This is a genomic window from Chryseobacterium lineare (assembly GCF_977014045.1).
The window spans coordinates 1,689,887-1,716,708 of sequence record NZ_CDRNIQ010000001.1 but is presented as its reverse complement, the minus strand read 5'-3'; the positions used below and the strand labels follow the sequence as shown (position 1 = coordinate 1,716,708).

The window sequence follows — 26,822 nt, the reverse complement described above, 5'->3', positions numbered from 1 at the left end:
TCAATCTCTGGATTATTGTAGGCTTTTTTTATGTAAATACAATTAAAACTCGATATAAATTATGATAGAAGTTATAGTCGGCATTGTTTGCCTGGTAATCGGAGCTGCAGCAGGGATATTTTTCTCTAAGAGTTCACTGAATACTAAGGCAAAATTTATTATAGACGATGCAAAGAAAAATGCCGAAAATCTTATAGAAAAAGCCAATGTACAAGCCGAATCCATAAAAAAAGAAAAAAACCTTCAGGCAAAAGAAAAATTTTTGGAGCTGAAATCACAGCATGATGCAGATATTCAGTCACGTGAAAAGAAAATGCAGGAGGTTGAAAAAAGAATTAAGGATAAGGAAAACAAGCTTAATGATGAGCTAAGCAAAGCCGGAAAACTTGAAAAAGATCTGGATAAGCAAATTGCAGATTATGCAAAGAAAACAGAAATTTTAGAGAGAAAACAGCACGAACTGGATATAGCTACGGCTAAAAAAGTTGAAGTTCTTGAAAAGATTTCCAATTACACGGCAGAAGAGGCAAAAGCAGAATTGGTGGAAACCATGAAAGCTGAAGCTAAAACAAGAGCTCAGGCACATGTTCAGAGCATTATGGAAGAAGCGCAGCTGAATGCTAAAAGTGAAGCGAGAAAAATCGTTATCCAGACTATTCAGAGAATTGGTACGGAGCAGGCAATTGAGAATTCAGTTTCGGTTTTCAATATTGAATCTGATGAGGTAAAAGGTAGAATTATCGGTAGAGAAGGTAGAAATATCCGTGCACTAGAAGCAATAACAGGTGTAGAAATTATCGTTGATGATACTCCTGAAGCAATCCTTCTTTCGTGTTTCGACCCGGTAAGAAGAGAGATTGCGAGACTATCCCTTCACAGACTGGTTACAGACGGAAGAATTCACCCGGCAAGAATTGAAGAGGTTGTTGAAAAAACAAGAAAGCAGATTGAAGAAGAAATTATTGAAGTAGGAAAAAGAACGATTATCGATTTAGGAATCCACGGTTTGCACCCTGAATTAATTAAAATCGTAGGTAGAATGAAATACCGTTCATCTTACGGACAAAACCTGTTACAGCATTCAAGAGAAGTCGCAAACATTGCTGCAACCATGGCTGCCGAATTAGGATTAAATGTAAAATTAGCGAAAAGAGCAGGTCTTTTACACGATATCGGAAAAGTTCCTGAGCAGGAATCTGAACTTCCTCACGCTTTATTAGGTATGCAATGGGCTGAAAAATACGGTGAAAATGCTGAAGTAGTAAATGCTATCGGAGCTCACCACGATGAAGTGGAAATGACTTCATTGTTATCACCAATCATTCAGGTAGCAGATGCTATCTCCGGAGCAAGACCGGGTGCAAGAAGACAGGTGCTGGAATCATACATTCAAAGATTAAAAGACCTTGAATCTGCTGCATTAAGTTTTGATGGCGTTTCATCGGCTTATGCAATACAGGCGGGTAGAGAACTAAGAGTAATGGTGGAAAGCGGAAAAGTGAATGACGAAGTGGCTTCTCAGCTGTCTTACGATATCTCTGAAAAGATCCAGAATGAGCTTACTTATCCCGGACAGGTAAAAGTAACCGTAATCAGGGAAACAAGAGCGGTAAATATTGCCAGATAAGAATCAAAAAAAGATATTTCATAAAAACCTTTCAAGAAATTGAAAGGTTTTTTATTTTTAGCAAAATTAATCAAAGATGCAAGAGCTTTCCCTGTCTTCAAAAATGAAGTACATTTTTTCAATTCCAGTTATTATTTCCGCTTTGGGATACTTTGTAGATATTTATGATCTGCTATTATTTGGAATTGTTAGAATTCCGAGTTTAAAAGCTCTAGGTTTAAATCCCGATACAGACGGAACCTTTATTCTCAATGCACAAATGGTCGGACTGCTGATTGGAGGAATATTCTGGGGTATCTTCGGAGATAAAAAAGGAAGGTTGTCGGTATTGTTCGGATCGATTTTAGTATATTCTCTTGCTAATATTGCCTGTGGTTTTTTGCCGCATTTTCCACAAACTCATTTAGTATATCAATATGCAGCCTTAAGATTTATTGCAGGAATTGGACTTGCAGGAGAACTTGGAGCCGGAATTACGCTGGTTTCCGAAAGCTTACCAAAGAATTTAAGAGCAATTGGTACTTCGGTTGTAGCAGGTTTTGGGTTAATGGGCGCGGTTGTAGCTCAATTGACCGTAGAATTGTCTGGCGGCTGGAATATTTCTTACATCATCGGGGGAATTCTCGGAATTTTATTATTGTTCCTGCGGATCAGCGTATCTGAATCCGGGATTTATAAAAATATTGAACATCAATCTGTTTCCAAAGGAAATTTTCTTTCATTTTTCACCCATAAAGATCGTTTAATAAGATATTTAAAATGCATCGCAGTCGGATTGCCTACCTGGTACTGTATCGGAATTTTAGCGGTTCTCGCCAATCAGTTTGCTCCTGAACTTGGAATTAAAGAGCTAAATCCGGGAAAAGCAATTATGTGGGCTTATATTGGGATTTCTGTAGGTGATCTGGCGAGCGGATTTATTTCTCATTTTCTAAAGTCACGGAAAATGGCTATTTTCTATATGTTGGTTTTTACCATTATCGGCGTCGCCATTATGCTTTTCGGAAATACAGATACAGAAACAAAATACTATATTTTCTGTATATGGCTTGGGTTGGGAACCGGTTACTGGGCGATGTTCGTCACTCTGGCAGCCGAGCAGTTCGGTACGAATATAAGAAATACGGCCACGACTACAGTACCGAATATGGTGCGCGGACTTGTTCCTGTGATGATCTTAACTTTCGATTTCTTCAAGCGGGATTTCTCAGTCATTGTGAGTGCAGCGTTGGTGGGAATTATCGTATTTGGTCTTGCCTTTTACTCATCGCTCACTATATCAGAAACTCACGATAAAGATCTTGAATTTACAGAATAACAGGTGTTTAAGAAATATTTATGTGTAATTTTCCGTTATACTTATAATAACTTGAACGAAATAAATTAATTAAAAAATTTAATATTAAATTATGCGTTGAATAATTAATATTTGTTTAACTTTGAGAGTGTAATTAAAATATATAATCTTTAAATTCAAATCACAATGAAAAATTTTTTGAAAAATGCTACAAAATTAAAAAAAGCCGATCTTAAAAACATCACAGGAGGAATAAGCGGAACACCTGATCTTTCACTTTGTGGATGCAGCTGTTCAGGGTCTGTAACGGGACCGAAGTATTGTATTCAGTACATTGCTTGCCCACAGGTTTATACATGCAATCAGGCGATTTAAGAATTATTTCAACTAGAAATAAACATTTCCACATTTAATACGCAAAAGCCTTCTGGAGATCCGGAAGGTTTTTGTTGTTTAATAAATTCTATAAATCTTCAAAACTCTTATTGGTAAGATCTGTGAATCTGCTGTTTTTAGCTTCTCCGATCTTTTGCTTTGTATAAATGCTGTTATTCCCTGAAAACAGATAGGCAACAATACATGCCACCGCTACATAAACCCCACATTCAGCTCCGAACAATTCAATTCCCATGAGTGTACAGGCCAGCGGAGTATTGGTGGCGCCTGCAAAGACGGCTACGAAGCCCATTCCCGCCAATAAGGCAAATGGAAGAGGGATAATAATAGAAAGCGCACTGCCTAATGTAGCGCCGATGAAAAACAATGGGGTAACCTCACCGCCTTTGAAACCAGCCGAAAGGGTAATCACTGTAAAAAGCATTTTTAAAGCGAAATCATATAGAGGGAGCTGTTTACCGAAGGCTTCTTCAATAACAGGAATTCCCAGCCCAATATATCTTGTTGTGCCCATTACAAATACTGCGAGAGCGACAATTACCCCACCAAATAAAGATCTAAATGGCGGATAATTTATTTTTGATTTGAAAAAAATACTCGTCCTGTGCATCATTTTACTGAAGGTTGCAGCACAAACTCCGAATAAAATTCCGGCTACAATGCAGTAGATAAATGATAAGAAATCAATTTTCGGGATAAAATCAATAGGATAATGAGTATGGTGTACATTCCAAAGTTTGGTCACCTGATCTGCCAGAATAGCGGAGGCAAAAGCAGGAAAGATACCGTTGTAGCGTATTTTGCCGATTAAAAAAACTTCCAATCCGAAAACTGCGCCGGCTAAAGGGGTCCCGAAAACTGAACCGAATCCCGCCGCAATTGCTGAGATAATTAATACTTTTCTTTCATTCTGATTGAGTCGCAAAAGACGGGTAAACTGGTCTGAAATAGCACCTGCCATTTGCAGAGCTGTACCTTCACGTCCTGCCGATCCTCCAAAAAAATGAGTGACTATCGTCCCCAGATAAACAAAAGGAGCCATTTTGAAAGGAATAGTTTCTTTGCCCGGCTCATGGATCGTTTCAAGCAACAGATTATTGCCTGCCTCAACATTTTTTCCGTAGTAATAATATAACATTCCGACAATCAATCCGGCCAATGGCAGAAAAGCAATCAGCCAGATATGCTTCTCTCTGAAATTTGTAGCCCACGACAATGATTCTAAAAATCCCGCAGAAGCAGTTCCTACAAGGATTCCGATGATAATACTGATCGAAAACCATCTGGTAATATATAATAACGCAGGATATTTCCGTAAGAAAAAACGGATATGAATTGTTGTTTTTCGGCTTAAAGTCTTTGAATGTTGTGACATAATTTCCCTGATCAAATTACTGTTAATAATCTTTTTAATCAGGCGTCATCAGCTTAAAAAGCGGTTGGGTAAGGAAGAACACCATTTCCTTTTACTGCACAAATATAAAAATTATTTTAGAAAGAAATCGTTTTTAATAATAAAATCACGACTTATACGAATACTTTCAAACATATTTTTATCACTGGAATCCTGTTCCAGAAACCAATACTGAAGACCGGCTTTTTCTTTAGCTGTAAAAATTCTTTTAAAATCGATGGTTCCATTACCAATTTCCGCAAAGTCTTTTGTTTTGGCTTTCATGTCTTTCACATGCCACAATGGAAATCTTTGCGGGTATTTTTCAAAATAAGGTAAAGGATCAATTCCGGCTTTCATGATCCAGTAGAGATCCAGTTCCATTTTAACCAGATCGGATGAAGTATTATTTAAAATAAAATCATAAATATTTTGAGTAGCGTCAAATTTTTCAAATTCAAAATCATGATTGTGATAAGCAAACTGAATTCCGGCACTTTTTGTAATTTCTCCGGATGTATCAAATAACACGGGAAGTTTTTTATAATTCTCAACCGTTCTTTCTTCAGGAAAAAGATAAGAGCAAACCATGTATTCTGAACCAATAAAATGTAAATCCTCAACAGTTTTTTCCCAATTGTTCAATAACGTTCCTTTATCATTATGAAGAATTCCGGTAGTGTGGTGTGAGCTGATCACCTTTAAACCGAGATTATTCAACAGAGCCTGAAATTCGTTTCTGCTTTTACCGAAAAAAGTGCCATTATAACCATAAATTTCCAGCCCTGTAAAACCCATCTTAGCGAGTCTTTCCAGTGTTTTTTCAAGATCTTCTGCAATTGCATCACGAACGGTGTATAACTGAATAGCCAATGTTTTATCTCTGTTTTTTACATTAAAAATTCCGCAGGAATAGAAACCTAAGAATCCCAGGGACGAAAGTTTTATAAAGTCTTTTCTCAGCATTACAGGAAGGGTTTCATTTCATCTTCGATCTGTGTTCTCAGCTCCATCAGGCGTTTGGCGTACTGTTCCTGCTGTTTTTCCTCGTCGGTTTCGGGAATCCATTTGGGGACAGGAAGTTTTTTGCCATTTTCATCAACAGCAACAAAAACGATAATGCAGTGTGTCTTCTTATCAAAGTTCGGCTGCTTGAGATTTCTTGAAAATACATTAATAGAGATATGCATGCTGGATGAACCTGTGTAAATAACCTGCGCCTCAACCTTTACGATTTCCCCGATTTTGATGGGCTCATAAAATCTAATTCCGCCTACATAAACTGTAACAGAATAATTCCCGCTCCATGTTGTTGCACATGCATAGCCGGCCTGGTCGATCCATTTCATCACGCTTCCACCGTGAACATTTCCACCGTAATTTACATCAGAAGGCTCGGAAATAAACTGAAAAGTAATTGGTTTGTTATCCATCCTTTTAAAATTTGAATAAAGGTATTTATAATTTTTAAAATCTTAGATTAAATCTTACTTTTGAAAAAAGAAAACTTTAGTGTTTTCGTTTCAAAATAAAATTTATACCATCTTATATGAAAAAAGTATTTCATTTAAATACATGCGATACCTGCAGAAAAATTTTGGCACAGTTTGATCTTACAGACTGGGAAATGCACGAAATAAAAAAACAGCCGCTGACGAAAGAAGAGCTGCAGGAGATGTACAGCCTTACAAAATCTTACGAAACATTATTCAGTAAAAAATCGACACAGATTAAATTAAGAGGGCTTGACGTAAAATCTTTAACAGAAAATGACTTTAAAGAATTGTTATTAGATCATTATACATTCCTGAAGCGTCCGGTTTTTCTGACGGATGAACAGATTTTTGTTGGGAATGACAAAAAAAATGTGGAAGCTTTGAGAGAATTTTTTGGTGTAAAGTAATTCTTTCTATCGTGGTAAACATTCACAAAAAAAATATTTTTACACATACATTGAATGGAAAGACCAAGCCCTAGCCCGGACAGAAATGGCATCCTTTTTAGCTGCTGGAAAGTCCCTCTCCTCGGGAGAGGGATTTAGGGTGAGGAAAAAGATAGAGTACTTCGACCGGCTCAGCATAAATTCCAAGCCGGATCAAGCTCCTTAAAAAAATAAAACCTGCTGAAAGGGCAGGTTTTACAGTATTATTAAAACTTGTCAACAATTTTCACTTTGACAATTGAATATGAATGTTATACAAATGGTGCCTTCACTACTTTGGCAGGAATATTCTTATTTCTCACCTGAATAAAGATCTCAGAACCTAACTTGAAATGAGGTTTATCTACATACGCAAGACCTAAACCAACTTTTTTCATTGGTGACTGTGTTCCTGAAGTTACTTTTCCAATCACATTTCCTTCCGCATCTACAACAGGGTAGTCGTGTCTTGGAACACCTTTATCGTTCAATTCAAAGCCAACCAATTTTCTGGTTACGCCTTCTTCTTTCTGTTTCGCGAAAGTATCTTTGGAAACAAAATCTTTATCGAATTTCGTGATCCAACCTAAGCCAGCTTCGATAGGAGAAGTAGTGTCGTCGATATCGTTTCCGTAAAGGCAGAATCCTTTTTCAAGTCTTAAAGTATCTCTGGCAGCAAGTCCGCAAGGAATAATTCCTTTTTCCTGACCTGCTTCGATGATAGCATCCCAAAGCGTTACGGCATCTTCGTTTTTAAAATAAATTTCAAAACCTCCGCTTCCTGTGTATCCCGTGTTGGAGATGATCACATCATTCACCCCTGCTACAGAACCGACTGTAAAATGGTAATAAGGAATATCCGAAAGATTGGTTTCCGTTAATTTCTGAAGAATTTCCGTTGCTTTCGGACCCTGAACTGCCAATAACGACATATCGTCTGAAGAATTCGTCATTTTTGCCCCGAAAGTATTGTATTTTGAAATATGATTCCAGTCTTTATCGATGTTTGAAGCATTAACGACCACGAAATATTTATCGTTTTCCATTTTATAAACGATAAGATCATCCACAATTCCTCCATTTTCGTTAGGAAGACATGAATACTGAGCTTTTCCGTTTTCAAGAGCATCTACATTGTTGGTCGTAACGTATTGTAGAAGTTCTTTGGAACCCGCTCCTTCAATAAAAAACTGTCCCATGTGGGAAACGTCAAACAATCCCGCCTTTTCTCTTACTGCAAAATGTTCTTCCGTCACTCCGGAATATTGTACAGGCATTTCAAAACCTGCAAAAGGTACGATTTTAGCGCCCAAAGAAACGTGCTTGTCGTACAATGCTGTTTTCTTCATATTTAATTATTATTTCTATTTCTTTAATTTAAAACTGTTGAATGCTTCTTTAAAAAGTTTTACATAATTCCCGCTCCAGTATTTCTGCCCGCAGTTAATGGAAATCAGGTAAAGATCCTTGTCTTTCTGAAAGACTTTTGTAAGCCAAAAAAGCTTTTCTTTCTCGTCGAAGTACTCGTAAAAATATTCTGTATATCCTTTTTTACTTCCTTTAGAGATCACTTTCTTTTCGTCATCGGAAGACTTGTAAAGAGCAAGGATAAATTTTTTGGTTTCCGTTTTTGGAAGATTTAGATCATGATATTCTGAAATGGTAATGGCTCCTATCTGATTAGGCGGGAAAATATTGATAATTTCATCATTGTTGGTCACTTTCCAGCCGGCAGGATGAGTGATAGAGTAGTTTTCACTTTCATAGATCTCTGAAGGAATGGATTGTGCAAACAGCAGCGTTCCCACGAATAAAAGGAAAGCAGGAATAATTTTTTTCATGAATTAAAATGATGTTTATATTCTTCAAGAATGATCTTAAACCATTCAGTAAAGTTTTCGGGGTTTTCGGACATTTCCCGATCCAGATCTTCTATGGTGATGTATCTTACTTCTTCAACTTCTTCTTTATTCAGATGAAATTCGTCTTCGAATGTCCCCACGAACACGTGATCAAGTTCATGTTCCCAAAGCCCGTTGCCGACATCGGCTTTATAAATAAAACTAAATTTTTCCGACAGATCAGTTTCAATTCCGAGTTCTTCTTTTACCCTGCGTTTTGCCCCTTCCAGGTAAGTTTCTTCCATTCTCGGATGAGAGCATACCGCATTGGTCCATTTTAAAGGAGAATGGTATTTTCCCGAAGCTCTTTTCTGCAAAAGCATTTCACCTTTGCTGTTGAACAGGAATACCGAAAAAGCGCGGTGCAGAAGACCGTTAATGTGTGCCTGCTGCTTTTCCATCATGCCGGTAACCTGATCTTCAGAGTCTACTAAAACTACGTATTCTTCCATTTCTACAAATGTAAGTGTAATAAATGTATTTTGGAAATTTTTGGTTAAACATCATGATTTTGAATTTAAATTGAAAGCAGATCTCAGAATTTTATTATCCTTTAAAAAGAATATTTTTAACTTTAATTGTAAAAATTATTAGTCTTGATTAAAATTATTCATTAAATATTTGATTTAGGTTTAAAAAATTAACATTTACTAAGTTTAACAGGGCTTATTGATGTAAAAGACGTAACTTTGCCATTCAAATTTTTATGATGGAATTAGAGTACAAAGAGCACATTAGCCCTATCTTAAAAGACGGCGTAAAAAACTACCTGATCGATATCGATGGAACCATTACAGAAGATGTTCCGAACGAAGAACCCGAAAGAATGGTTACCTGCGAACCTTTTCCTGATGCATTGGAAACCATCAACAAATGGTACGACGAAGGACATCAGATTTGTTTTTTTACCTCGCGAACTGAAAACCTTAAACAGATCACCATCGACTGGCTCGATAAACACGGATTTAAGTATCATAGTGTATTATGCGGAAAGCCAAGAGGCGGAAACTATCATTGGATCGACAATCATCTGGTAAGAGCTACGCGATACAAAGGGAAATTTACTGATCTGGTAGAAAAACAGGTAACCATTGAAGTTTTCAAAGAAGAAGAATAAAAAAATTAATGTAAAGATTAAACGATTAATTCTACTATAAACTGGTCTGTCTTTTAATCTTTACTACAATAATCTACAAAGTTTATGAAAGTTTTAGCAAACGACGGTTTGGATCAATCCGGTATTGATGCATTAACTGAGAAAGGTTTTGAAGTAATTACCACCAAAGTTCCCCAGGAGCTTTTAATGGATTACATTAATGAACACAAGATCCGTACGCTGCTTGTACGCAGTGCAACACAGGTAAGAAAAGATATCATCGACAACTGTCCGTCTCTGGGAATTATCGGACGTGGCGGCGTAGGCATGGATAATATTGATGTGGATTATGCAAGAGAAAAAGGAATCCACGTGATTAATACTCCGTCAGCATCTTCAGAGTCGGTGGCAGAGCTGGTTTTTGCCCATTTGTTTTCGGGGGCAAGATTTCTGCAGGATTCCAACAGAAAAATGCCTGTAGTAGGTGATACAGAATTTGCGGCTCTTAAAAAAGCATATGCAGCAGGTATCGAACTGAAAGGAAAAACCATCGGTATTGTAGGAATGGGAAGAATCGGGCAGGAAGTGGCTAAAATCGCTCTGGGCCTTGGAATGAGAGTCGTTGCAGCAGATAGCAATGTCGGAAAGGCAAGCATTAAGGTGACTTTTTACAACAAGCAGTTCATCAATGTAGATATTGAAACAGAACCGCTTCACGATGTTTTAAAGCATTCTGACTTTATTACCCTTCACGTTCCGGCTCAGAAAGACGGTTATATGATCGGTAAAAATGAGTTTGAAATGATGAAAGACGGTGTTGCCATTGTCAACTGTTCAAGAGGCGGAGTAATTGATGAAACCGCTTTAATTGAAGCATTGAATTCCGGGAAAGTGAGGTTTGCCGGTCTTGATGTATTTATTAACGAACCGACACCTTCAAAGGAAATTCTGAGCCATCCTAAGATCTCTATGACTCCTCATACAGGCGCGTCTACACTGGAAGCGCAGGATAGAATCGGGCTTTCTCTGGCAGAGCAGATCTCAAGTATTCTACAGATTCAGTAATTGACTGTACCAGAAAATATATAAAGCACTTCGGGATGGAAGTGCTTTTCTTTTATAAATTATTCTTAGCTTTCAAAAGATCCCTGATTTCCATCAGCAGTTTCTGGTCTTCAGTAATTACCGGTGCGGCAGGAGCTTCTTCTTTCGGTTTTTTATTAAGACTGTTCACTCCTTTAATTAAGAGGAATAACACAAAGGCGACAATCAGGAAGCTGATCACGGAAGATAAAAAATTACCGTACTTTACACCTCCCCAGGAAAGTTCTGCGATGTTCTTTACGTTCGCTTTTTCCAACGCAGGATTCAGCAGGAGAGGAGTGATGATGTCATCTACAAATGACTTGACAATCGCACTGAAAGCAGCACCAATGATCACACCGACAGCAAGATCAAGAACATTACCCTTAAATGCAAATTCTTTAAATTCTTTTACAAATCCCATATTATATTTTTTTAGTTTTATCCGAAAACAGGGAATTAAGTTACAAAAAAATGTGGAATTATTTATATTTTAATGGAAATCACAATAAATAAATTATAGGTCTAGTATAAATTTCTTCCCAATATATTATGATAAATCCTTTAATGTATATTTTTAAATGTACTTTTTTGTAAATTGCTCTTGAGATATCACTAAAACGACTTCAATGAAAATTTTCACGGCAGAGCAGATTCGCAATTGCGATCAATATACGATAAAGAATGAGCCGATTTCTTCAATCCTGCTTATGGAAAGGGCAGCAGAAGCATGTGTAGACTGGATTTCCGAGAATTGTAATCATCACAGAAATTTCGCCATATTCTGTGGAAGCGGAAATAACGGAGGAGATGGCTTTGCTGTTGCAAGATTACTGTATCAGAAGGGTTTTGATATTGATATATTCACCAATTCCAAAGCGAAGTTCTCACCAGATGCTCAGGAAAATTTTAAGCAGATCAAAGAAATATCAGGAATATCGGTAAGAGAATTCAAAGAAGCAATGAATTACCGGTTTGACAGCAGAACAGTGATTATCGATGCGCTTTTCGGAACCGGACTTTCAAGAAGTTTAGAGAATGAAATGAAGGATCTTGTAGAATTTTTAAACCTGAAAAATAATATAAAAATTTCCATCGATCTTCCTTCAGGACTTTTGGCAGATGGTATTTTCAATACAGATGCTGTGGTTTTTAAGACAGATTATACGCTGAGCTTTCAGTTTTGGAAAAAATGTTTTCTCCATACCGAAACCGGAAAGTTTGCAGGAAAAGTTCAGGTTTTGGATATCAATTTAAGTCAGGATTATATTGACGATACCGAAACAGGTGACCTTGTGATCGATGATGGAGTGATTAAAAATATATTTAAGATCAGAGATGAATTTTCGCACAAAGGCACCTACGGAAAGGTTACTATTGTGGGAGGAAGTTATGGGAAAATGGGTGCGGCAGTACTTTCTACAAGAGCGGCTCTAAAGACAGGTGCCGGCCTTACTTTTACATTGGCTCCGAAATGTGGCTATGAAATTTTGCAAACATCTGACCCGGAAGCCATGTTTATAGAAGGGGGTGCCGACTATATCGACCGGTTCGAAATTGATGAAACCGCCGTATGTGGAATTGGCCCCGGTTTAGGAACCCACAAAAAAACATCGGAAAGCTTTTTAAAATTCTTAAAAAATTACTCAAAGCCTTTGATTTTGGATGCTGATGCATTAAATATAATTGCTGAGAATCATGACAATCTTCTTTTAATTCCGCAAAGATCCATTATTACGCCGCATCCGAAAGAATTTGAAAGACTTTTCGGGAAGACAGAGAATTCTTTTGAAAGGACCATATTAGCTAAAAATAAGGCTCATGAACTTCAGATCTATATCGTCTTAAAAGATCATCATACGCAGGTCATCACTCCGGAGAAAAAAGTATTTTACAATATTACAGGAAATTCCGGACTGGCAAAAGGAGGTAGCGGAGATATTCTGACAGGGGTTATTACCTCATTACTGGCCCAGCAATATTCTGAAGAAGAAGCTGCCATTCTGGGAGTCTGGTTTCATGGAAAGGCGGCAGAGCTTGCGGCAGAAAAATATTCAAAGGAATCGATGCTGCCTACTGATGTTATTGCTGAATTCGGGAATGTCTTTACTGAATTGAATGCTAAGGTTAAGAAGGTTTTATAAAAAAGGGTAGATGATAGACGGATAGGAAATAGATGTAAGAATACAAAAAAGCAAGCCTGAATAGACTTGCTTTTTTTAACGGCTGTTCCGTAATTATATTTTTTTAATTATTCAGGTTTTTCGTTTTCTGCCTGCGTAATTTTAAACTTCTTAGAAATAATCATGATCACAACACCGGCAATCATAAAAGGGATTGATAGAACCTGTCCTGTATTTAATCCTCCAAACTGGATGAATTCGTCTCCCTGAGGTTCTTTCAGGAATTCTACAAAGAATCTGATGGCCCAAAGAATGATGAAAAACAGTCCGAATAACCATCCCTGCTGGTATTTCTTGTTGGTTTTTCTGTATAATATCCATAAAAGAACAAACAGACATACATATCCGAAAGCTTCAAACAGCTGTGAAGGATAACGGGGAACAGTCACCCCATACTCACTGCTCTGTTGCGGGAAAAGTAAAGCAAAAGGTGAGTTGGGATCTGCTGGTTTCCCTATGATTTCAGAGTTGAAGAAATTCCCCAATCTTACAAATGCACCGCCCAGAGAGACTACGATTCCCAGCCTGTCATATACCCAGAAAGGATTCTTTTTAATGATTTTAAATGAATAATAAAGAGTAGTAAAGATCAAAGCAATGGTTGCTCCGTGGCTAGCCAATCCGGAGAAACCTGTAAAGTGAAAACCGTTTTTGGTACTGATGGGCAAGAATACACTCCAAAAATCTTCTTTAAACAATTCCGGCTGATAAAAGATGACGTGTCCCAGACGTGCTCCGAGAATTGTTCCCACCAATGTCCAGGTAAATAATGGTTCAAGATATTTTTGGTTGACGTTGTCAATCTTAAATATTTTAGTCATTAAAACATACCCGAAACCGAATGCAAAAATGAACATTAAGCTGTAAAAGTGCAGGGTAATGGGTCCAAGCACAATCCCTTTCGAAGGGTCCCAGATTTTAAAAGGAGTTTCCAGACTTACCTGATCTGCCGAAGCAATGGGTTTATCAGATTTTACGGCATATTTAAAAGACTCAATATTTTCCTTCGTTGCAGGACTTTCTATGAGATGGAAATCTTTATCCAAAAGCTGATATTTTGCCTGCTTCAGCTTATCCAGGGTAAGAGCGCCAATATTAAAATAAGCAGGCTCAAAGTTTGATTCGTTCAGAATGATCAGTACATTTCCGTTTACTTTTCTGTCAGGAAATACATTAAGGTCGCCCAATTCTGTGGTGCTGTAGATCTTTACGGGAACATTGGTAGAGTTCACTTTTAAAGTTCCTTCCGACATTCCGTCCGGATAGTTCTGTGCAAAAAGGCATTGGGTAATCAATGCAAAAATGACGAGATAGATTCTGAAAAAAATATTACTCATTTCTATTTTTTTAGTAGTTTGTTTTATTCTAATGTTTACAATTTTTAGGGGGAACGGGATCATAGCCGCTTCCTCCCCAGGGATGGCATTTTGAAATTCTTTTCACACCCAGCCAGAATCCTTTAACAGGACCGTGTACCTGTAATGCTTTCACCATATAATGTGAGCATGTAGGCTCGTATCTGCAGTTTTTAGGCAACAGCGGCGAAATAAACCATTGGTAAAACCGGATGAGAATTACCAGAGGAAAAGTGATGATCTTGTTGGCTGTAGGTTTCAAAACATTGCAAAAATAGGCTAAAAAATTGGAAATTAGTTTAAATCTATCAGAAGTTTCGGCAGTCCGGAGGCGTGTTTGTCGGAGAAATTATAGGGTTGGTCGATTTGTTGGTTTGAAGAATATCCTCTTATTTAAAATAATAATAGATGCAATAAAAATATTTGCACATATTATCTGAAATCATATATTTGTGATGGAAATGAATGAATTGAGAAATTGATGTCATTCATTTTCCGGAAAGCTTGTCGCACCCTTGCAATGACTTTTCCGGAAGACCAGAAAGTTCCATGCACCCTTGTAATGACTTTTCTGGTAAACCAGAAAGGCTGTTGCACCCTTGCGACAAACTTTCCGGAAAGCAGGAAACCTTCTTGCACCCTCGCAACAGGTTTTCTTGATAAAAAACGCAAACAATGTTAAAAAATTATGAATACAATTGAATTACAATTACTCCGCAACGCAGAATATCTGCAGTACGTGAAAGACTTCTCAGGAATTATCGCCCTGAACAATCCCGAAACATTACAAATTGATGCCAAGCTTTCGGCTTTTAATGCCAGAATTGCGGAGCTGGAGGCGCTTTACAAAAAAGCTTTGGCTAACGATAAGACAAGGGAACTCTTGTTGCTGGATGAAAGAAGAGACAATGCCATCAATGGGATCAATTACTTTGCATTATCACAGTCTTACCATTATGACAACGTAAAAAGACAGAAAGCACAATTGATTCTCAATAATATTGCATTGTACGGAAGCGGTATCCCAAGACTGAATTACCAGGCGGAAACCGCCACCCTCAACAACCTGATTCGTGATTGGGAAAATAAGCCGGAACTGATGGATGCGATCACCTATTTTGATTTGTCAGATTGGGTAAATGAATTGAAAGATGCCAACGACCAGTTCAATGCAAAGTATCTTTCCCGAACCCAGGAATATGGTGATGCAAATCCGGATACCATTAAATCAAAAAGGGAAGAGGTAAATGCCGCTTATTATGCATTACGCGATCGTATCGATGCACTTCATCTTCTGGTAGAAACTTCACCTTCGCCTTACGCCACTGTTATTAATCAACTGAATGCCCTTACCGATCAATACAATGTACTGTTGGTGAACCGAAAGGATACGGATGCTCCGGAGAATAATCAGCAGCCTCCTTCACAGCAATAACATATTTATAACCTGTTGTGCATTTTGAATTAATTTTCGTCTCTTCGAGTAGATTTTTGAAAAAAATCGTATCGAGAAGTTGTGATTTTGAAGATAAATTCATTCTCGATACATTTTTTCTTCACTTTGTTGCGAAAAAACACTCGAATTGACGAATCAAATATCAAAATTTTTCAAAATGTACGATGTGTATATTTATAATAAAACTTGTTATTGTAACCCGCCTCAATCATCGGCGGGTTTCTTTTTGAATAAATAGGACAAGTAAAGTAGTATTAAGCTTAGCGAACTCTTATAAGTGAAATCGAAGATTATCTCCTTTTAGTCGATGAATGTTATTTCGACGTAGTCAAACGGCTTCGTGAACCTTAAAAGCCGATTAGCATTTTAAAAATCATTGTGTACTTTGTGTTCAAATAGAGGTGTTTAATTCGTTCAATGATTATTTCTTTTTGAATAATTGAGCATTTTAATTTAAACAATCTTCAATTTATAATTAAAAAAATACTTTGTCTACCTTTGTAAGTAATAAAATGTATTCATATCTAATACATCAATACATCAACTCAAACAAATAATTAAAATATCTTGAATCAAAATATTCCATTAGCCGAAAAATTAAGGCCGAAGACACTGGATGATGTTCTGGGACAGGAGCACCTGACAGGAGAGAAGGGTACGATACGGAAAATGTTGCAGAATAATTCGCTGAATTCTCTCATCTTCTGGGGACCGCCGGGAACGGGGAAAACTACGCTTGCTGAAATTATCTCGGAACAGTCGGGGAGAAAATTTTATAAGCTTTCCGCTGTCTCATCGGGAGTAAAAGATGTACGCGACGTGATAGAAGATGCCAAGAAGCAGAATCTTTTTTCAGGGAAATCACCAATTTTATTTATCGATGAGATTCACCGTTTCAACAAATCGCAGCAGGACTCTCTGCTTCATGCCGTAGAGAAAGGCTGGATTGTCCTGATCGGTGCCACTACCGAAAACCCAAGCTTTGAAGTGGTTTCTGCGTTGCTGTCCCGAAGTCAGGTGTATGTTCTGAAAGCATTAAGCTATGAAAAGCTTGAGGAATTAATAGATATTGCCCTTGAAAGATTTAATCTGGATGAAAAAACAGATTTTGCCATTACCGAAAAGGAAGCGATGATCCAGTATTCCGGAGGGGATGCCAGAAAGCTCATTAATTCTGTGGAGCTGGTGCTTAATCAGTATAAGGGTTCTTCTAAATCGGAGATTACTAACGATGATGTTCTGGAAGTTCTGCAGGAAACGATGGCGCTGTATGATAAAAACGGGGAGCAGCATTACGATATTATTTCGGCCTTCATCAAATCGATGCGCGGGAGTGATCCTAATGGTGCCGTTTACTGGCTGGCGAGAATGCTGGCAGGCGGTGAAGATATTAAGTTCATAGCGAGAAGAATGCTGATACTTGCCTCGGAAGATATAGGTCTTGCCAACCCGAATGCTTTGGTGATTGCCAATAATTGTTTTCAGGCAGTGAATGTGATTGGAAATCCTGAGGCGAGAATTATTTTGAGTGAAACGGCTGTTTATCTGGCTGTTTCCCCAAAGAGCAATTCAACGTATATGGCGATCAATGAAGCGTTGGCACTGGTAAAAAAGACAGGTAATCTGCCTGTGCCACTACATCTCAGAAATGCGCCTACCAAACTGATGAAAGATCTGGATTATGGCAAAGAGTATAAGTATGCACATTCATATGAAGGGAATTTTATAGATCAGGATTTCCTGCCGGAAGAGATCCGGGATGTGAAGCTGTATGAACCCGGAAATAATGCCACCGAGAAAAAGATATACGAGGAACTGAAAAAGAAATGGAATGACAGGTATTAGAGATATTAAACGCAAGTTTTATCTTACTGATTTTACGATAAACAAAAAGGATACTTCTAGAAGTATCCTTTGATTTAAATATGATTTTATGAAATTATTGCTTTGTTGAAACGGATGCCACTTTTTTACCGTTATGGTCTACGGCTTCCATTTTGTTTAGGATATCTCCGAAAATTAATGTATCAGGGTTAGTGAATTCGTAGCCGTCAATAAGTACCGGAGTATCTTTTGGAAACCCGAACTGTGCGTTGATGTCTGAAACCGCAATTCTGTCGATGTTGGTCTGACCGGGCTTTAGCTTGTATTCTACCAGGCCGTTGTCTGCAATAAAACTGAATTTTTTAAGATTTTGCGGAAGTTCCGCTGCCGATTTAAAGTTCCGCGTACTCTGAATCGCATTTTTATGATTGGCAGTAAACATATCTACTGTTCCGACAACATCATTGGCCACTGCAAATTTTGTAGATGTATTCTTCTGAGCAAATAAAGTAGCAGAAGCCAGTAATAAAAAAGAGTAGAGTAATTTTTTCATAGGTTTTGGAATAAGTGCGTATTAAAAACGTGATAAATATAGTTATTTTTTATAAAATGTGAATTTAATTTTGGAATAATTTAAAGATTATTTATAAATAAAACTTTTTTTATAATTGAGAGTGGTCACTTTCCCTGTTTTCTTCCTTTTTCTCAACCATACTTTTCAATATATTTTTCAGCCTCTGAAATAAGAAAGAACTCAACAGCAGGATGATCCCCAATATGATAAAAGCAATGATTCTTGAAACATTATCCATTTCCCAGACATCGTACAGGTATAGCTTTAAAATTGTGATGATCAGAAGGGCAAATCCGGCTTTGCCATATTCCCGGGCATTGTTTTTTAATCCTTTATAAATGAAAATACTTGCCATAACCGCCCAGATGATCGGGAGATAAAGCAGGCTGAAATGTCTTTGGAGTTCGGTAACTTCTGAAATTTTTTCTGCAAGGAGCAATATATAGAGGTGATAAAATTCCATACTGACCGTTGTAACGATAGTTATTGAGAGCCACCAATACGATATGCCGATTCTGAAAAAAGATGAGTCCGGAAGAATTTTAATTATTGTATAAATCAACGGTATAAGGTATAATCCGTAGAAAATAAAGGAATTCAGATCAGCTTTTTTCATTACAATATCAGATGTAATTCCGGTACCTGCGATGATGGTATTAAAAATAATAAGGGATAAGAAGACGTACAGAAGGCCTGTTTCCAGAATGCGCCCGATCTCCAGCTTTTTCCTGAAAAGTATTAGGATAAAAATATAACAGATACTAAACAGCATACCAATACTGAAAATGATAATCAGCGGTTTTTCAGAAACATGATAAATAATCTCAAGCAACAAGGCAATGTAAATTACGGCGTAGCTCACAGCAGCAAAGATATTTTCAAAAAAACTGTTGTCCTGTTCTCTGCTTTCAGTGAGTTTTCTGAGTAAAATTAAATTGACAAAGGTGGTGAATACCGTTACAGAGCTTGTGAGAAATATAGGATTGAAGACGATCGTAAGATTTTTCGCATCAATATATTCTGCCCAGGTCATCATTTGGGCAATAATAACCAAAGGAAATATAATGTAAAAAAAGACTCTGAGAATGCTGAGATTGGTTTTCTTCCAGATAAACAACAGAAGGGTAGCTTCAATAGCCCAGACACTGGTGATTAAATGGGCTTTAAATTGTAAAGCAACAGCTACCGTGAGAAGGCTCACCGTCATCCCCACAAATACCGACTGGCTGATGCCGAATTTTCTTTCTTTATATTCTCTGTAAAGAAGAATGGCATTGATTATAGTAAATGCGACAGGGAAAATAATGATGGGTTCGTAATTTAATTGTTTAAAAATATAAACTGTCCCGATGATACTTGTAAAATTAATAAGTACAAGCATTACAATATCCCATGAAGATAAAATACTCTTCCTGAAATAATTCTGTAAGGCAAAAGCATAAAAAATGATATAGCTGGCAATGTAAAAATACACTGTAACAATCTCCGTTTTTTCAAAAGTCCAGTAAAAAAGATATAGGTAAGTAAAAAGAAAAGCGATCCAGCCGATACTTTTCCAGTTCTGAAGAAATGCTACTGCCAGCATTCCGATATTAATAACGGTAAGGTAGATGAACAAAAAAGGGTAATTACTTTCCCCATTGCTTATCATTAAAGGTGCCAGAAATCCTCCGAAAAGCGAAAAAATAATGAGGATTTCACTTTTATAATAATAGGAAAGTGATATGGAGATCAGGGTAATGAGGCAAGTCACGGAGAATGCAGCTGTCTGCGAAAACAAATGGTATTCGCGAAAAGCAATCGTAGTAGTAAAGTATAATACGGCAATACCACCTCCGGTAATAATAGATGCAAAAGCAGTATAATTTCTGCGGAGAAAATGTCCGACTAAAATGATTCCTGCTCCGGAGGCAAATCCTATTCCTGCTCTTGCAATTTCGCCGATCCAGTTTTTGTCGATGGCATATTTTACGAAATACCCGATGCCAAGTACAAGTGTGAAAATTCCGGCTATCGTTAAGGCGTTTTGCTGTAAAAAATCGAACAGGGGAGCAAGTCGGTCTTTGGGTTCTTGTTTCAGAATGGGAATTGTAGGTTGTTCATCATGTTGCTCTACTGATGCGACTGCAATAGGTTCAGAAATGTCTTGTCCTTCAGCAGTTTCGTTTTCGGAATGTTTTTTTCTGATTTCAGAAATTTCGTTTTCCAGAATCCTGATCCTTTTATTCAGATTGCTGAAGAGAATAATAATGATTATAAGTAAGATAATGACCAGGATATACATTATTTTCCTTTTTTAAGTGAACTCAAATATAATCAAATGTTTTTGAAACCTATATGATTAATCCATCATATCAGCGATACGATGGATTATCAGTGGTTAATATTTAAATTTTAAAACCAGGAATCGCTGAAATTGTTGCCGGTTTCAGCTTTCCAGATAAAACTCCTGGTAACTTCCCAGGAAATAAGCTTCGGCATCCAGTGCTTTCAGCTCTTCCAAAGCATTTCGGTAAAGGGCAGATTCCCATTTTCCGACGACATTGATAAAGAAAAAATAATTTCCAAGTCCGGTTTTCAATGTTCTGGATTCTATTTTGCTGAGGTTCATCTTCCGCCATGCAAATACCGATAAAACCTGATGAAGCCCTCCGGCATGATCTTCAGGAAGGGTGATAAGCAAGCCTGATTTTTCCCCTAATACTTTTAGATTTTCATTTTCATAGCGGTAAGGTTCTTTAGATATGACAATAAATCTTGTATGATTCTGCTCAAAATCATGAATATTGCGATGAATGATCTTCAGTCCGTACAGGTTGGCTGCAAACTGATTTGCCACTGCCGCCAGATTCCGGTCATGGTTTTCCGAAACGTGCCTTGCCGCCGCCGCTGTGGAAGAGAAATCCTGTTTGGGAATCTCTTTGAAATGCTCATCGAGATAATGAAAGCTCTGAGCCAATGCCTGCGGATGTGAGTAGATTTTATCAATATTCTGCGGATCAGAATCCGGATGTATCATCAGATGATGGGCAATGGGCATGACAGCTTCTGCCTGTATTTTAATTCCCTGTGTTTTATATAAATAGTCAAGCGTCATGGAAACCGTACCTTCAATAGAGTTTTCCAGGGGAACTACAGCTTTGTCAACGTCGCCCTTTTCCACGGCTATAAAGCAATCCAGAATATTGGGTTGAGGGATAAGTTCTTCGTCAGGGAAAAGCTGTATCGTGGCAAGTTGCGTAAAACTGGCTTGCGGTCCTAAAAATGCAATCTTCATTATTTTATTATTATGATTGAAATTTATTCATTCCAGTTCTCTTTAATGAGTTTCATGAGATAATCCGGACATTTTACTACTTTGTTTGTCTTGGCATCCAGAAAGAAAAGAGTAGTGGAGGCTTCGGTGATTTTAATATTTTCTTCGTTGAAAATTTCATAGTCAAACTCAATCCTCACCCCCGGAATTTTCTTGATATAGGTATGTATTTCCAGTTTTTCATCGTAAAAAGCAGGGCGCAGATACTTGATTTTATACTCTGAAACAGGCAGCCAAATTCCCTGATTTTCAATCTCATTATAAGACATTCCTATGCTTCGGAAAAGTTCTACTCTGCCAATTTCGAGGTACTCTGCGTAATTGCCGTAATAAACGTATTTCATGGGGTCTGTTTCTCCGTAACGCACTCTTAATGAGTGTTTTGTGTGTATCATTTTTATTGCTTAAATATACATACAAATATATTTTTAAATAATCAATAAGTGCAATATTTTTTTTTGAAATAAAAAATATGGACCTTTGTCTTCCTTCCAAAAACAATACTAACAAAGAACTAATCGGGGCATAAATTATGGATGAAAATTTAATAATGACATGGCAGAAGTGCCTTCAGTTCATGCGAGACAATCTAAATGCAGCTGAAGATAATTCTGATCTGAAAAAACTTGAAAAATCTTTCGATTTGCTATTCGACAAGGTACAGCCAATTTCTTTGGTTGACAATAACCTTACGCTGATGGTCCCGAGTGATTTTTACAAGGAATATATAGAGGATAATTACCTGTCCTTACTTTCTGCTGCCCTGAAGAAAAATATAGGAAAAGGTGTGAAACTCTGGTATTCTGTAATGGAAAACAAACCTTCCGGTTTGGAAAAGCCCGTTACCATGAATATGAAAGGAAAGACGGTTCCTACTCCAAAAGTTCAGGAAACTATGCCTCAGGGCTTTTCATCCAATATTGTAAATCCTTTTGTGGTGCCGGGAATTAAGAAGATTAATATTGATTCCAACTTAAAATCTGATTTCTCTTTCGATAACTATGTGGAAGGGGAAAGCAATAAATTTGCGGCAACCGTAGCAAGATCAATCGCTAAAAGACCTGGTGCAACCGCTTTCAACCCATTGTTTTTATATGGTGGATACGGAGTCGGAAAAACCCACCTCGGACAGGCTGTAGGACTGGAAGTGAAAAGCCAGTTTCCTGATAAAGTCGTTTTATATTTGTCTTCCGAAAAATTTATTCAGCAGTTTATTTCGGCTGCCAAAGCTCATAAGCAGACAGAATTTGCCAATTTTTACCAGATGGTAGACGTTCTGATCATTGACGATATTCAGTTCCTTTCGGGGAAATCTGCCACACAGGATAGTTTCTTCCATATTTTTGATTATCTGCATCAGAACGGAAAACAGATCATTCTTACGTCTGATAAGGCTCCTGCGGATATTATGGATATTCAGGACAGAATTGTTTCCCGTTTCAAGTGGGGACTTTCTGCAGAGATCAAATCTCCGGATTACAATACCCGTAAGCAGATTATCGTAGACAAATTAAGCAGAGACGGTATCGTTTTAACGGATGATATGCTTGATTTCCTTGCTTCAGAAGCAAAAACGAATGTAAGAGAGCTTATCGGGGTCATCAACTCGGTGATTGCTTATTCTACCATTTATAAATCAGATCTAAGCCTTGAATTATTAAAGGATACGATCAATAAGATTGCTGCCAATCAGAAGAAAATTATCAATATTCCTTATATTCAGGAAGTGGTTTGTGATTATTTCGGCATCAAAAGAGAGCAGCTTTTATCAAAAACCAGAAAAAGAGAAATCGCTCTTCCAAGACAATTGGCCATGTATTTTGCGAAAGAACTGACCAATGCTACTTTTACTAAAATCGGTGAAGAAATGGGCGGAAAAGATCACTCTACGGTAATGTATGCCTGCGAAACCATTAAAGACGTTTCTAAGATCGACAAGGAAGTGAAAAAATATGTTAAAGAATTATCTGAAAGAATTAAACAATAAGAAATAATTTAATTTAAATATCTAAAATGGAGAATAATTTTTATTCTTCATTTTTTATTTAGTTTTGTTTAAATTTAATCCGTTATCAATATATTGCCATGAAAATATTAATGGTCTGTCTGGGAAATATCTGCAGAAGTCCTCTTGCCGAAGGAATAATGAAAGCTAAAGCTCCTCAGGATTTTTTTATAGACTCTGCAGGAACTATTTCTCTTCATGAAGGTAAACATCCTGACAAAAGAGCTGTAATAACCGCAACAAATCATGGAATTGATATTTCAAAACAGCGATCCAGACCGATAACCGAAGCAGATTTTGAAAAATTTGACAAAATCTACTGTATGGATGTTGATGTATTGGCAGATGTGGTTTCAAAGACGAAAAATGAAAATCAGAGGCAGAAAGTTTCTTTATTTCTGGAAGCCATGGGTGATCATCAGAATGCTGAGGTTCCGGATCCGTATTGGGGAGAAATGAATGACTTTGAAGATGTCTTTCATTTACTGGAACGCGGCTGCGAATCAATTTTAAAAGAAATTTTACATTAAAAAATAAGACAATGCTTTTTTTACTTCCTGCTTATCTTTCGGAAAATACTTCTATCACGCACTTTTCACCGGTAATAAAAGAGTATATCATGCAGACCGATTACTTTTTTGTTGAAAATGAAAAAACGGCAAGAAAGGTTGTCAAATTTTTTGCTCCGGAAAAGAAACAATCGGACCTGAAGCTTTTTTTACTGGATAAATACACCGAAAATACAGATATCAAAGAAGCTCAGGAGCTGATGCTGAAAGGTCAGGATTTTGGATTGCTTTCCGAAGCCGGACTTCCATGTATCGCCGATCCTGGAAACCTGATTGTGAAATGGTGTCACGAAAAAGATATCCGCGTGATCCCGATTTCAGGACCTTCATCGATTATTCTGGCGTTGATTTCAAGTGGTTTCAACGGTCAGGAATTTACGTTCAACGGATATCTGCCCATTGATAAAGGAGAAAAGAGAAAACAAATTCTTCAGCTTGAAAATCTTGTTCAAAAGACGGGATATTCTCAGATATTCATGGAAACGCCTTACCGGAATAATCAACTTTTTGAAGATCTGACGAAATTTTTATCTCCGAATACAAAGCTTTGCATCGCCGCTAATATCAACGATCCTGAACATGAATTCATTAAAACAAAAACGATTAAGGAATGGCAAAAACAAAAACCGGAACTGCATAAAATTCCGGCGGTGTTTGTGTTGGGGAAATAGTTTTAGGTCATCGCGAGAAGCAAAGCGACGAAGCGATCTCTTATAAAAATATTATTTTTTCTTCCTATTTCTCCATTTTTTCCGGAAAATGATAACAATCGGAACCAGTAATAAGAATGGCCAAAAAGAAATAATACCGAGTAAAAATTCGACAAAACTATTCCAACCTTCCGTTACAGAATCACCAAAACGGCTTCCGAAACCTATTTTTGAAGTAGCCGAACTTCTTATTTTTTCTTTGTAGATATTTAAATTTAAGGTGCTGTAATTCACCCGGTCATCGATAAAGCGCAGTCTCCCTTCCGCTACATCGATTTCATCTTCAAGCGCACGAATGTTTTCCTGAATTTCCAGTATATCTTTCGTCGTTTTTGCGCTTTTCAGCATATCACGGTATTTTTCGAGATAAATTTTCTTGTTGCCGAGTTTTATGGAAATATCGGTATATTCTTCTGTTACGTCATTTGATGATATATTTTTGGACAATACAGAACCGACTCCATTAGAAAAAGAATTAATTAAAGCATCAAAATTCTGATGAGGAACTCTTATGACAATATCTAAATTTTCGTCAACATCCGTATTCTGGAAATCTTCCTTCTGAATATATGCCTTATTCTTTTTGAGGATCGAACTAATCTGCTGCTGAGCTTTTTTGATATCGCCCACCTGGATTCTCATTTCACCGTTTTTAATGATCTTTTTGGAAATCGTATTAACCTGTAAAGATGGATTTTGTGGGCTGCTTTCCGGGCTGAGCATCTTCTCTGCTACAGCATTTGGCGGTGGTGGTGCATCAACCGTAGCTACTTTATCTTCTTGGATGATATCAACCATATCTGCATTGACTGCCTGTGTTTCATTCTTTTTACAATGGATTAATAATAAACAAAACAGAGGTATAAGTAATTTTCTCATGAATAGAAGTTTTTATTGAACCAACATCAAAAATTGTACTGAAAAGTTAATATTACCAATAATCATCTTTAATTTCGCTGCTTTTTATTTGATTTTTAAAATCAAGTTGAAATAATTTTATATTTTTAGTCAATGAAAAAAAGTCTTTTAGCTGTTATTTTCTTTCCGTTATTAACGTTTGCCCAGGAAATTCCGAAACTTACGGATGACATGGCCGTAAAATTATCTGAGAAACCACTTCACTGTATCAATCAGGAATATCCGAATAAAACAGCGCATATCATTAACAATGCTAATGAAGTTTCCTTAAGCCCAAAAGCACTTCATCCCGCTTTTTATGGATGTTTCGACTGGCACAGTTCGGTACACGGTCACTGGATGCTGGTTCGCATACTGAAAACAAAGCCAAACCTTGCAATTGCTAAAGACATCGAAAACATTCTCGACCATTCCTTTACAAAAGAAAATCTGCAGGCCGAAGCAGATTATTTTACAAAATATCAGCTGACAGGAACTTTTGAGCGTACCTACGGTTGGGCTTGGTTATTAAAACTGGATGAAGAGTTGACTGGCTGGGATTCCCCGAAAGCCAAAACCTGGCATCAGAACCTCAAACCTTTGATGGATAAAATTTTAATTGCCTGGAAAACCTATCTGCCTAAACAGACTTATCCGAACAGAACGGGAGTTCACCCAAACACAGCATTTGCAATGTCTTTTGCTATTGATTGGGCCAGGACAACAGGCAATAACGATTTTGAAAAACAACTGATCGAAAAGGCAAAATATTTTTATTTAAAAGATGAAAAAACTCCGGCTTATCTGGAACCTGATGGTTCAGATTTTTTCTCGCCGAGTCTTGAAATTGCAGATTTGATGAGAAGAGTTCTTCCGCAAAAAGAATTTGTACAGTGGCTGAACAGGTTTTATGAAAAGCGCAGCCTGGAAAATATTGAAAAGATTCCGGTTGTGAGTGATCTGAGTGATTATCAAACCGTTCATCTGGTGGGGCTTTCCTTCTCTAAAGCGTGGTGCATGAAGGGGATTGCCAAATCACTCCCAGATCATCATCCATTGAAAAAAGAATTTCAGAAAACCTCAGCAGTTTTCCTTAATAACGGACTTCCATTATTATTTCAGGGAAATTACGGTGGAGATCACTGGCTTGCCAGCTTTGCAGTATATGCATTGGAAGATTAATCCGAAAAGCAATTCTTTTCATTAATTCATCCCTGAA

Annotated in this window: 28 protein-coding genes and 1 riboswitch; of the genes, 13 read left to right on the top strand and 15 right to left on the bottom strand. The window is 37.3% G+C overall.

The genetic code is table 11. The features are described 5' to 3' along the window. Positions 1-61 precede the first annotated feature (61 nt). The 3 genes from rny to ACWNCI_RS07495 all read left to right on the top strand — a co-directional run bounded on the left by rny (position 62) and on the right by ACWNCI_RS07495 (position 3,299). On the top strand, positions 62-1,627 hold the full coding sequence (rny, locus tag ACWNCI_RS07505; RefSeq protein ID WP_449387818.1) for a ribonuclease Y: 1,566 nt from the start codon (positions 62-64) through the stop codon (positions 1,625-1,627). A gap of 76 nt (positions 1,628-1,703) precedes the next feature. Beyond that, a complete protein-coding gene (locus ACWNCI_RS07500) occupies positions 1,704-2,945 on the top strand; it encodes an MFS transporter (protein ID WP_449387817.1) in 1,242 nt (413 codons plus the stop codon). Positions 2,946-3,110: 165 nt separating this feature from the next. Continuing rightward, the gene (locus ACWNCI_RS07495; protein WP_449387816.1) at positions 3,111-3,299 is read left to right on the top strand and encodes a hypothetical protein; all 189 of its coding nucleotides are present in this window, start codon (positions 3,111-3,113) and stop codon (positions 3,297-3,299) included. Between the two features lie 88 nt (positions 3,300-3,387). Here ACWNCI_RS07495 and ACWNCI_RS07490 read toward each other — a convergent pair whose 3' ends face one another. The 3 genes from ACWNCI_RS07490 to ACWNCI_RS07480 all read right to left on the bottom strand — a co-directional run bounded on the left by ACWNCI_RS07490 (position 3,388) and on the right by ACWNCI_RS07480 (position 6,146). After that, entirely contained in the window at positions 3,388-4,695 is a 1,308-nt protein-coding gene (locus tag ACWNCI_RS07490; RefSeq protein WP_449387815.1) for a voltage-gated chloride channel family protein, read from the bottom strand. 32 nt (positions 4,696-4,727) lie between these two features. Further along, a riboswitch (Fluoride riboswitch) is annotated at positions 4,728-4,793 on the bottom strand. A gap of 13 nt (positions 4,794-4,806) precedes the next feature. Continuing rightward, complete coding sequence (locus ACWNCI_RS07485) at positions 4,807-5,679, bottom strand: sugar phosphate isomerase/epimerase family protein (protein WP_449387814.1); 873 nt, start codon at positions 5,677-5,679, stop codon at positions 4,807-4,809. Continuing rightward, positions 5,679-6,146 carry an acyl-CoA thioesterase gene (locus tag ACWNCI_RS07480; RefSeq protein ID WP_449387813.1) on the bottom strand — a complete coding sequence of 156 codons (468 nt, stop codon included), beginning with the start codon at positions 6,144-6,146 and terminating at the stop codon, positions 5,679-5,681. The genes ACWNCI_RS07485 and ACWNCI_RS07480 overlap by 1 nt, the downstream gene beginning before the upstream one ends. A 116-nt stretch (positions 6,147-6,262) precedes the next feature. Here ACWNCI_RS07480 and ACWNCI_RS07475 point away from each other — a divergent pair, with 116 nt between their 5' ends. Beyond that, positions 6,263-6,616: an arsenate reductase family protein gene (locus tag ACWNCI_RS07475; RefSeq protein ID WP_449387812.1), complete on the top strand. Its 354-nt coding sequence runs from the start codon at positions 6,263-6,265 to the stop codon at positions 6,614-6,616. Between the two features lie 290 nt (positions 6,617-6,906). Here the strand turns inward: ACWNCI_RS07475 and gcvT are convergent, their stop codons facing one another. Genes gcvT through idi form a run of 3 tightly spaced genes read right to left on the bottom strand, consistent with a single transcriptional unit; the run spans position 6,907 to position 8,987 of the window. Further along, on the bottom strand, positions 6,907-7,983 hold the full coding sequence (gcvT, locus tag ACWNCI_RS07470; RefSeq protein WP_449387811.1) for a glycine cleavage system aminomethyltransferase GcvT: 1,077 nt from the start codon (positions 7,981-7,983) through the stop codon (positions 6,907-6,909). Positions 7,984-7,998: 15 nt separating this feature from the next. Continuing rightward, positions 7,999-8,475: a hypothetical protein gene (locus tag ACWNCI_RS07465; RefSeq protein ID WP_346984834.1), complete on the bottom strand. Its 477-nt coding sequence runs from the start codon at positions 8,473-8,475 to the stop codon at positions 7,999-8,001. Continuing rightward, a complete protein-coding gene (gene idi / locus ACWNCI_RS07460; protein WP_449387810.1) occupies positions 8,472-8,987 on the bottom strand; it encodes an isopentenyl-diphosphate Delta-isomerase in 516 nt (171 codons plus the stop codon). Before idi ends, ACWNCI_RS07465 begins: the two co-directional genes overlap by 4 nt. Positions 8,988-9,244: 257 nt before the next feature. Here idi and ACWNCI_RS07455 point away from each other — a divergent pair, with 257 nt between their 5' ends. Then, positions 9,245-9,652: an LNS2 domain-containing protein gene (locus ACWNCI_RS07455; RefSeq protein ID WP_089998567.1), complete on the top strand. Its 408-nt coding sequence runs from the start codon at positions 9,245-9,247 to the stop codon at positions 9,650-9,652. 84 nt (positions 9,653-9,736) lie between these two features. Continuing rightward, positions 9,737-10,696, top strand: a complete 960-nt coding sequence (locus tag ACWNCI_RS07450) for a D-2-hydroxyacid dehydrogenase (RefSeq protein WP_346984836.1) — start codon at positions 9,737-9,739, stop codon at positions 10,694-10,696. A gap of 52 nt (positions 10,697-10,748) precedes the next feature. Here ACWNCI_RS07450 and mscL read toward each other — a convergent pair whose 3' ends face one another. Then, complete coding sequence (gene mscL, locus ACWNCI_RS07445) at positions 10,749-11,138, bottom strand: large conductance mechanosensitive channel protein MscL (RefSeq protein ID WP_449387809.1); 390 nt, start codon at positions 11,136-11,138, stop codon at positions 10,749-10,751. 205 nt (positions 11,139-11,343) lie between these two features. On the opposite strand from mscL, the gene ACWNCI_RS07440 reads away from it, so the two are divergent. Continuing rightward, positions 11,344-12,858: an NAD(P)H-hydrate dehydratase gene (locus ACWNCI_RS07440; protein ID WP_449387808.1), complete on the top strand. Its 1,515-nt coding sequence runs from the start codon at positions 11,344-11,346 to the stop codon at positions 12,856-12,858. Positions 12,859-12,965: 107 nt separating this feature from the next. Here the strand turns inward: ACWNCI_RS07440 and lgt are convergent, their stop codons facing one another. The 3 genes from lgt to ACWNCI_RS07425 all read right to left on the bottom strand — a co-directional run bounded on the left by lgt (position 12,966) and on the right by ACWNCI_RS07425 (position 14,891). After that, the gene (gene lgt, locus ACWNCI_RS07435; RefSeq protein WP_042722543.1) at positions 12,966-13,832 is read right to left on the bottom strand and encodes a prolipoprotein diacylglyceryl transferase; all 867 of its coding nucleotides are present in this window, start codon (positions 13,830-13,832) and stop codon (positions 12,966-12,968) included. A 430-nt stretch (positions 13,833-14,262) separates the two neighbouring features. Further along, entirely contained in the window at positions 14,263-14,514 is a 252-nt protein-coding gene (yidD, locus tag ACWNCI_RS07430) for a membrane protein insertion efficiency factor YidD (RefSeq protein WP_346984839.1), read from the bottom strand. A 170-nt stretch (positions 14,515-14,684) separates the two neighbouring features. Continuing rightward, a complete protein-coding gene (locus ACWNCI_RS07425; protein ID WP_346984840.1) occupies positions 14,685-14,891 on the bottom strand; it encodes a hypothetical protein in 207 nt (68 codons plus the stop codon). Positions 14,892-14,940: 49 nt separating this feature from the next. Here ACWNCI_RS07425 and ACWNCI_RS07420 point away from each other — a divergent pair, with 49 nt between their 5' ends. Together ACWNCI_RS07420 and ACWNCI_RS07415 are read left to right on the top strand one after the other, a co-directional pair. Next, positions 14,941-15,687 (top strand): DUF6261 family protein, encoded by a 747-nt coding sequence (locus tag ACWNCI_RS07420; RefSeq protein WP_449387807.1) that lies wholly within the window; start codon positions 14,941-14,943, stop codon positions 15,685-15,687. Between the two features lie 588 nt (positions 15,688-16,275). Then, positions 16,276-17,553: a replication-associated recombination protein A gene (locus ACWNCI_RS07415; RefSeq protein WP_346984843.1), complete on the top strand. Its 1,278-nt coding sequence runs from the start codon at positions 16,276-16,278 to the stop codon at positions 17,551-17,553. A 94-nt stretch (positions 17,554-17,647) separates the two neighbouring features. Here the strand turns inward: ACWNCI_RS07415 and ACWNCI_RS07410 are convergent, their stop codons facing one another. The 4 genes from ACWNCI_RS07410 to ACWNCI_RS07395 all read right to left on the bottom strand — a co-directional run bounded on the left by ACWNCI_RS07410 (position 17,648) and on the right by ACWNCI_RS07395 (position 21,817). After that, the gene (locus ACWNCI_RS07410; protein WP_449387806.1) at positions 17,648-18,085 is read right to left on the bottom strand and encodes a hypothetical protein; all 438 of its coding nucleotides are present in this window, start codon (positions 18,083-18,085) and stop codon (positions 17,648-17,650) included. 109 nt (positions 18,086-18,194) lie between these two features. Beyond that, positions 18,195-20,390 (bottom strand): DUF2339 domain-containing protein, encoded by a 2,196-nt coding sequence (locus ACWNCI_RS07405; RefSeq protein WP_449387805.1) that lies wholly within the window; start codon positions 20,388-20,390, stop codon positions 18,195-18,197. Positions 20,391-20,534: 144 nt separating this feature from the next. Beyond that, entirely contained in the window at positions 20,535-21,383 is an 849-nt protein-coding gene (gene pheA, locus ACWNCI_RS07400) for a prephenate dehydratase (protein ID WP_449387804.1), read from the bottom strand. A gap of 23 nt (positions 21,384-21,406) precedes the next feature. Next, positions 21,407-21,817: an acyl-CoA thioesterase gene (locus ACWNCI_RS07395; RefSeq protein ID WP_449387803.1), complete on the bottom strand. Its 411-nt coding sequence runs from the start codon at positions 21,815-21,817 to the stop codon at positions 21,407-21,409. A gap of 137 nt (positions 21,818-21,954) precedes the next feature. Here ACWNCI_RS07395 and dnaA point away from each other — a divergent pair, with 137 nt between their 5' ends. The 3 genes from dnaA (at position 21,955) to ACWNCI_RS07380 (ending at position 24,667) form a co-directional block, all read left to right on the top strand. Continuing rightward, positions 21,955-23,409 (top strand): chromosomal replication initiator protein DnaA, encoded by a 1,455-nt coding sequence (dnaA, locus tag ACWNCI_RS07390; protein ID WP_346984848.1) that lies wholly within the window; start codon positions 21,955-21,957, stop codon positions 23,407-23,409. A 98-nt stretch (positions 23,410-23,507) separates the two neighbouring features. After that, complete coding sequence (locus ACWNCI_RS07385; RefSeq protein WP_449387802.1) at positions 23,508-23,957, top strand: low molecular weight protein-tyrosine-phosphatase; 450 nt, start codon at positions 23,508-23,510, stop codon at positions 23,955-23,957. Positions 23,958-23,968: 11 nt separating this feature from the next. Then, positions 23,969-24,667 (top strand): SAM-dependent methyltransferase, encoded by a 699-nt coding sequence (locus ACWNCI_RS07380; RefSeq protein ID WP_449387801.1) that lies wholly within the window; start codon positions 23,969-23,971, stop codon positions 24,665-24,667. Between the two features lie 51 nt (positions 24,668-24,718). Here ACWNCI_RS07380 and ACWNCI_RS07375 read toward each other — a convergent pair whose 3' ends face one another. Beyond that, a complete protein-coding gene (locus ACWNCI_RS07375; RefSeq protein WP_449387800.1) occupies positions 24,719-25,585 on the bottom strand; it encodes a DUF4349 domain-containing protein in 867 nt (288 codons plus the stop codon). Between the two features lie 132 nt (positions 25,586-25,717). Between ACWNCI_RS07375 and ACWNCI_RS07370 the strand changes: the two genes are divergently transcribed. Further along, on the top strand, positions 25,718-26,785 hold the full coding sequence (locus ACWNCI_RS07370; protein ID WP_449387799.1) for a DUF2891 domain-containing protein: 1,068 nt from the start codon (positions 25,718-25,720) through the stop codon (positions 26,783-26,785). Positions 26,786-26,822: the final 37 nt, after the last annotated feature.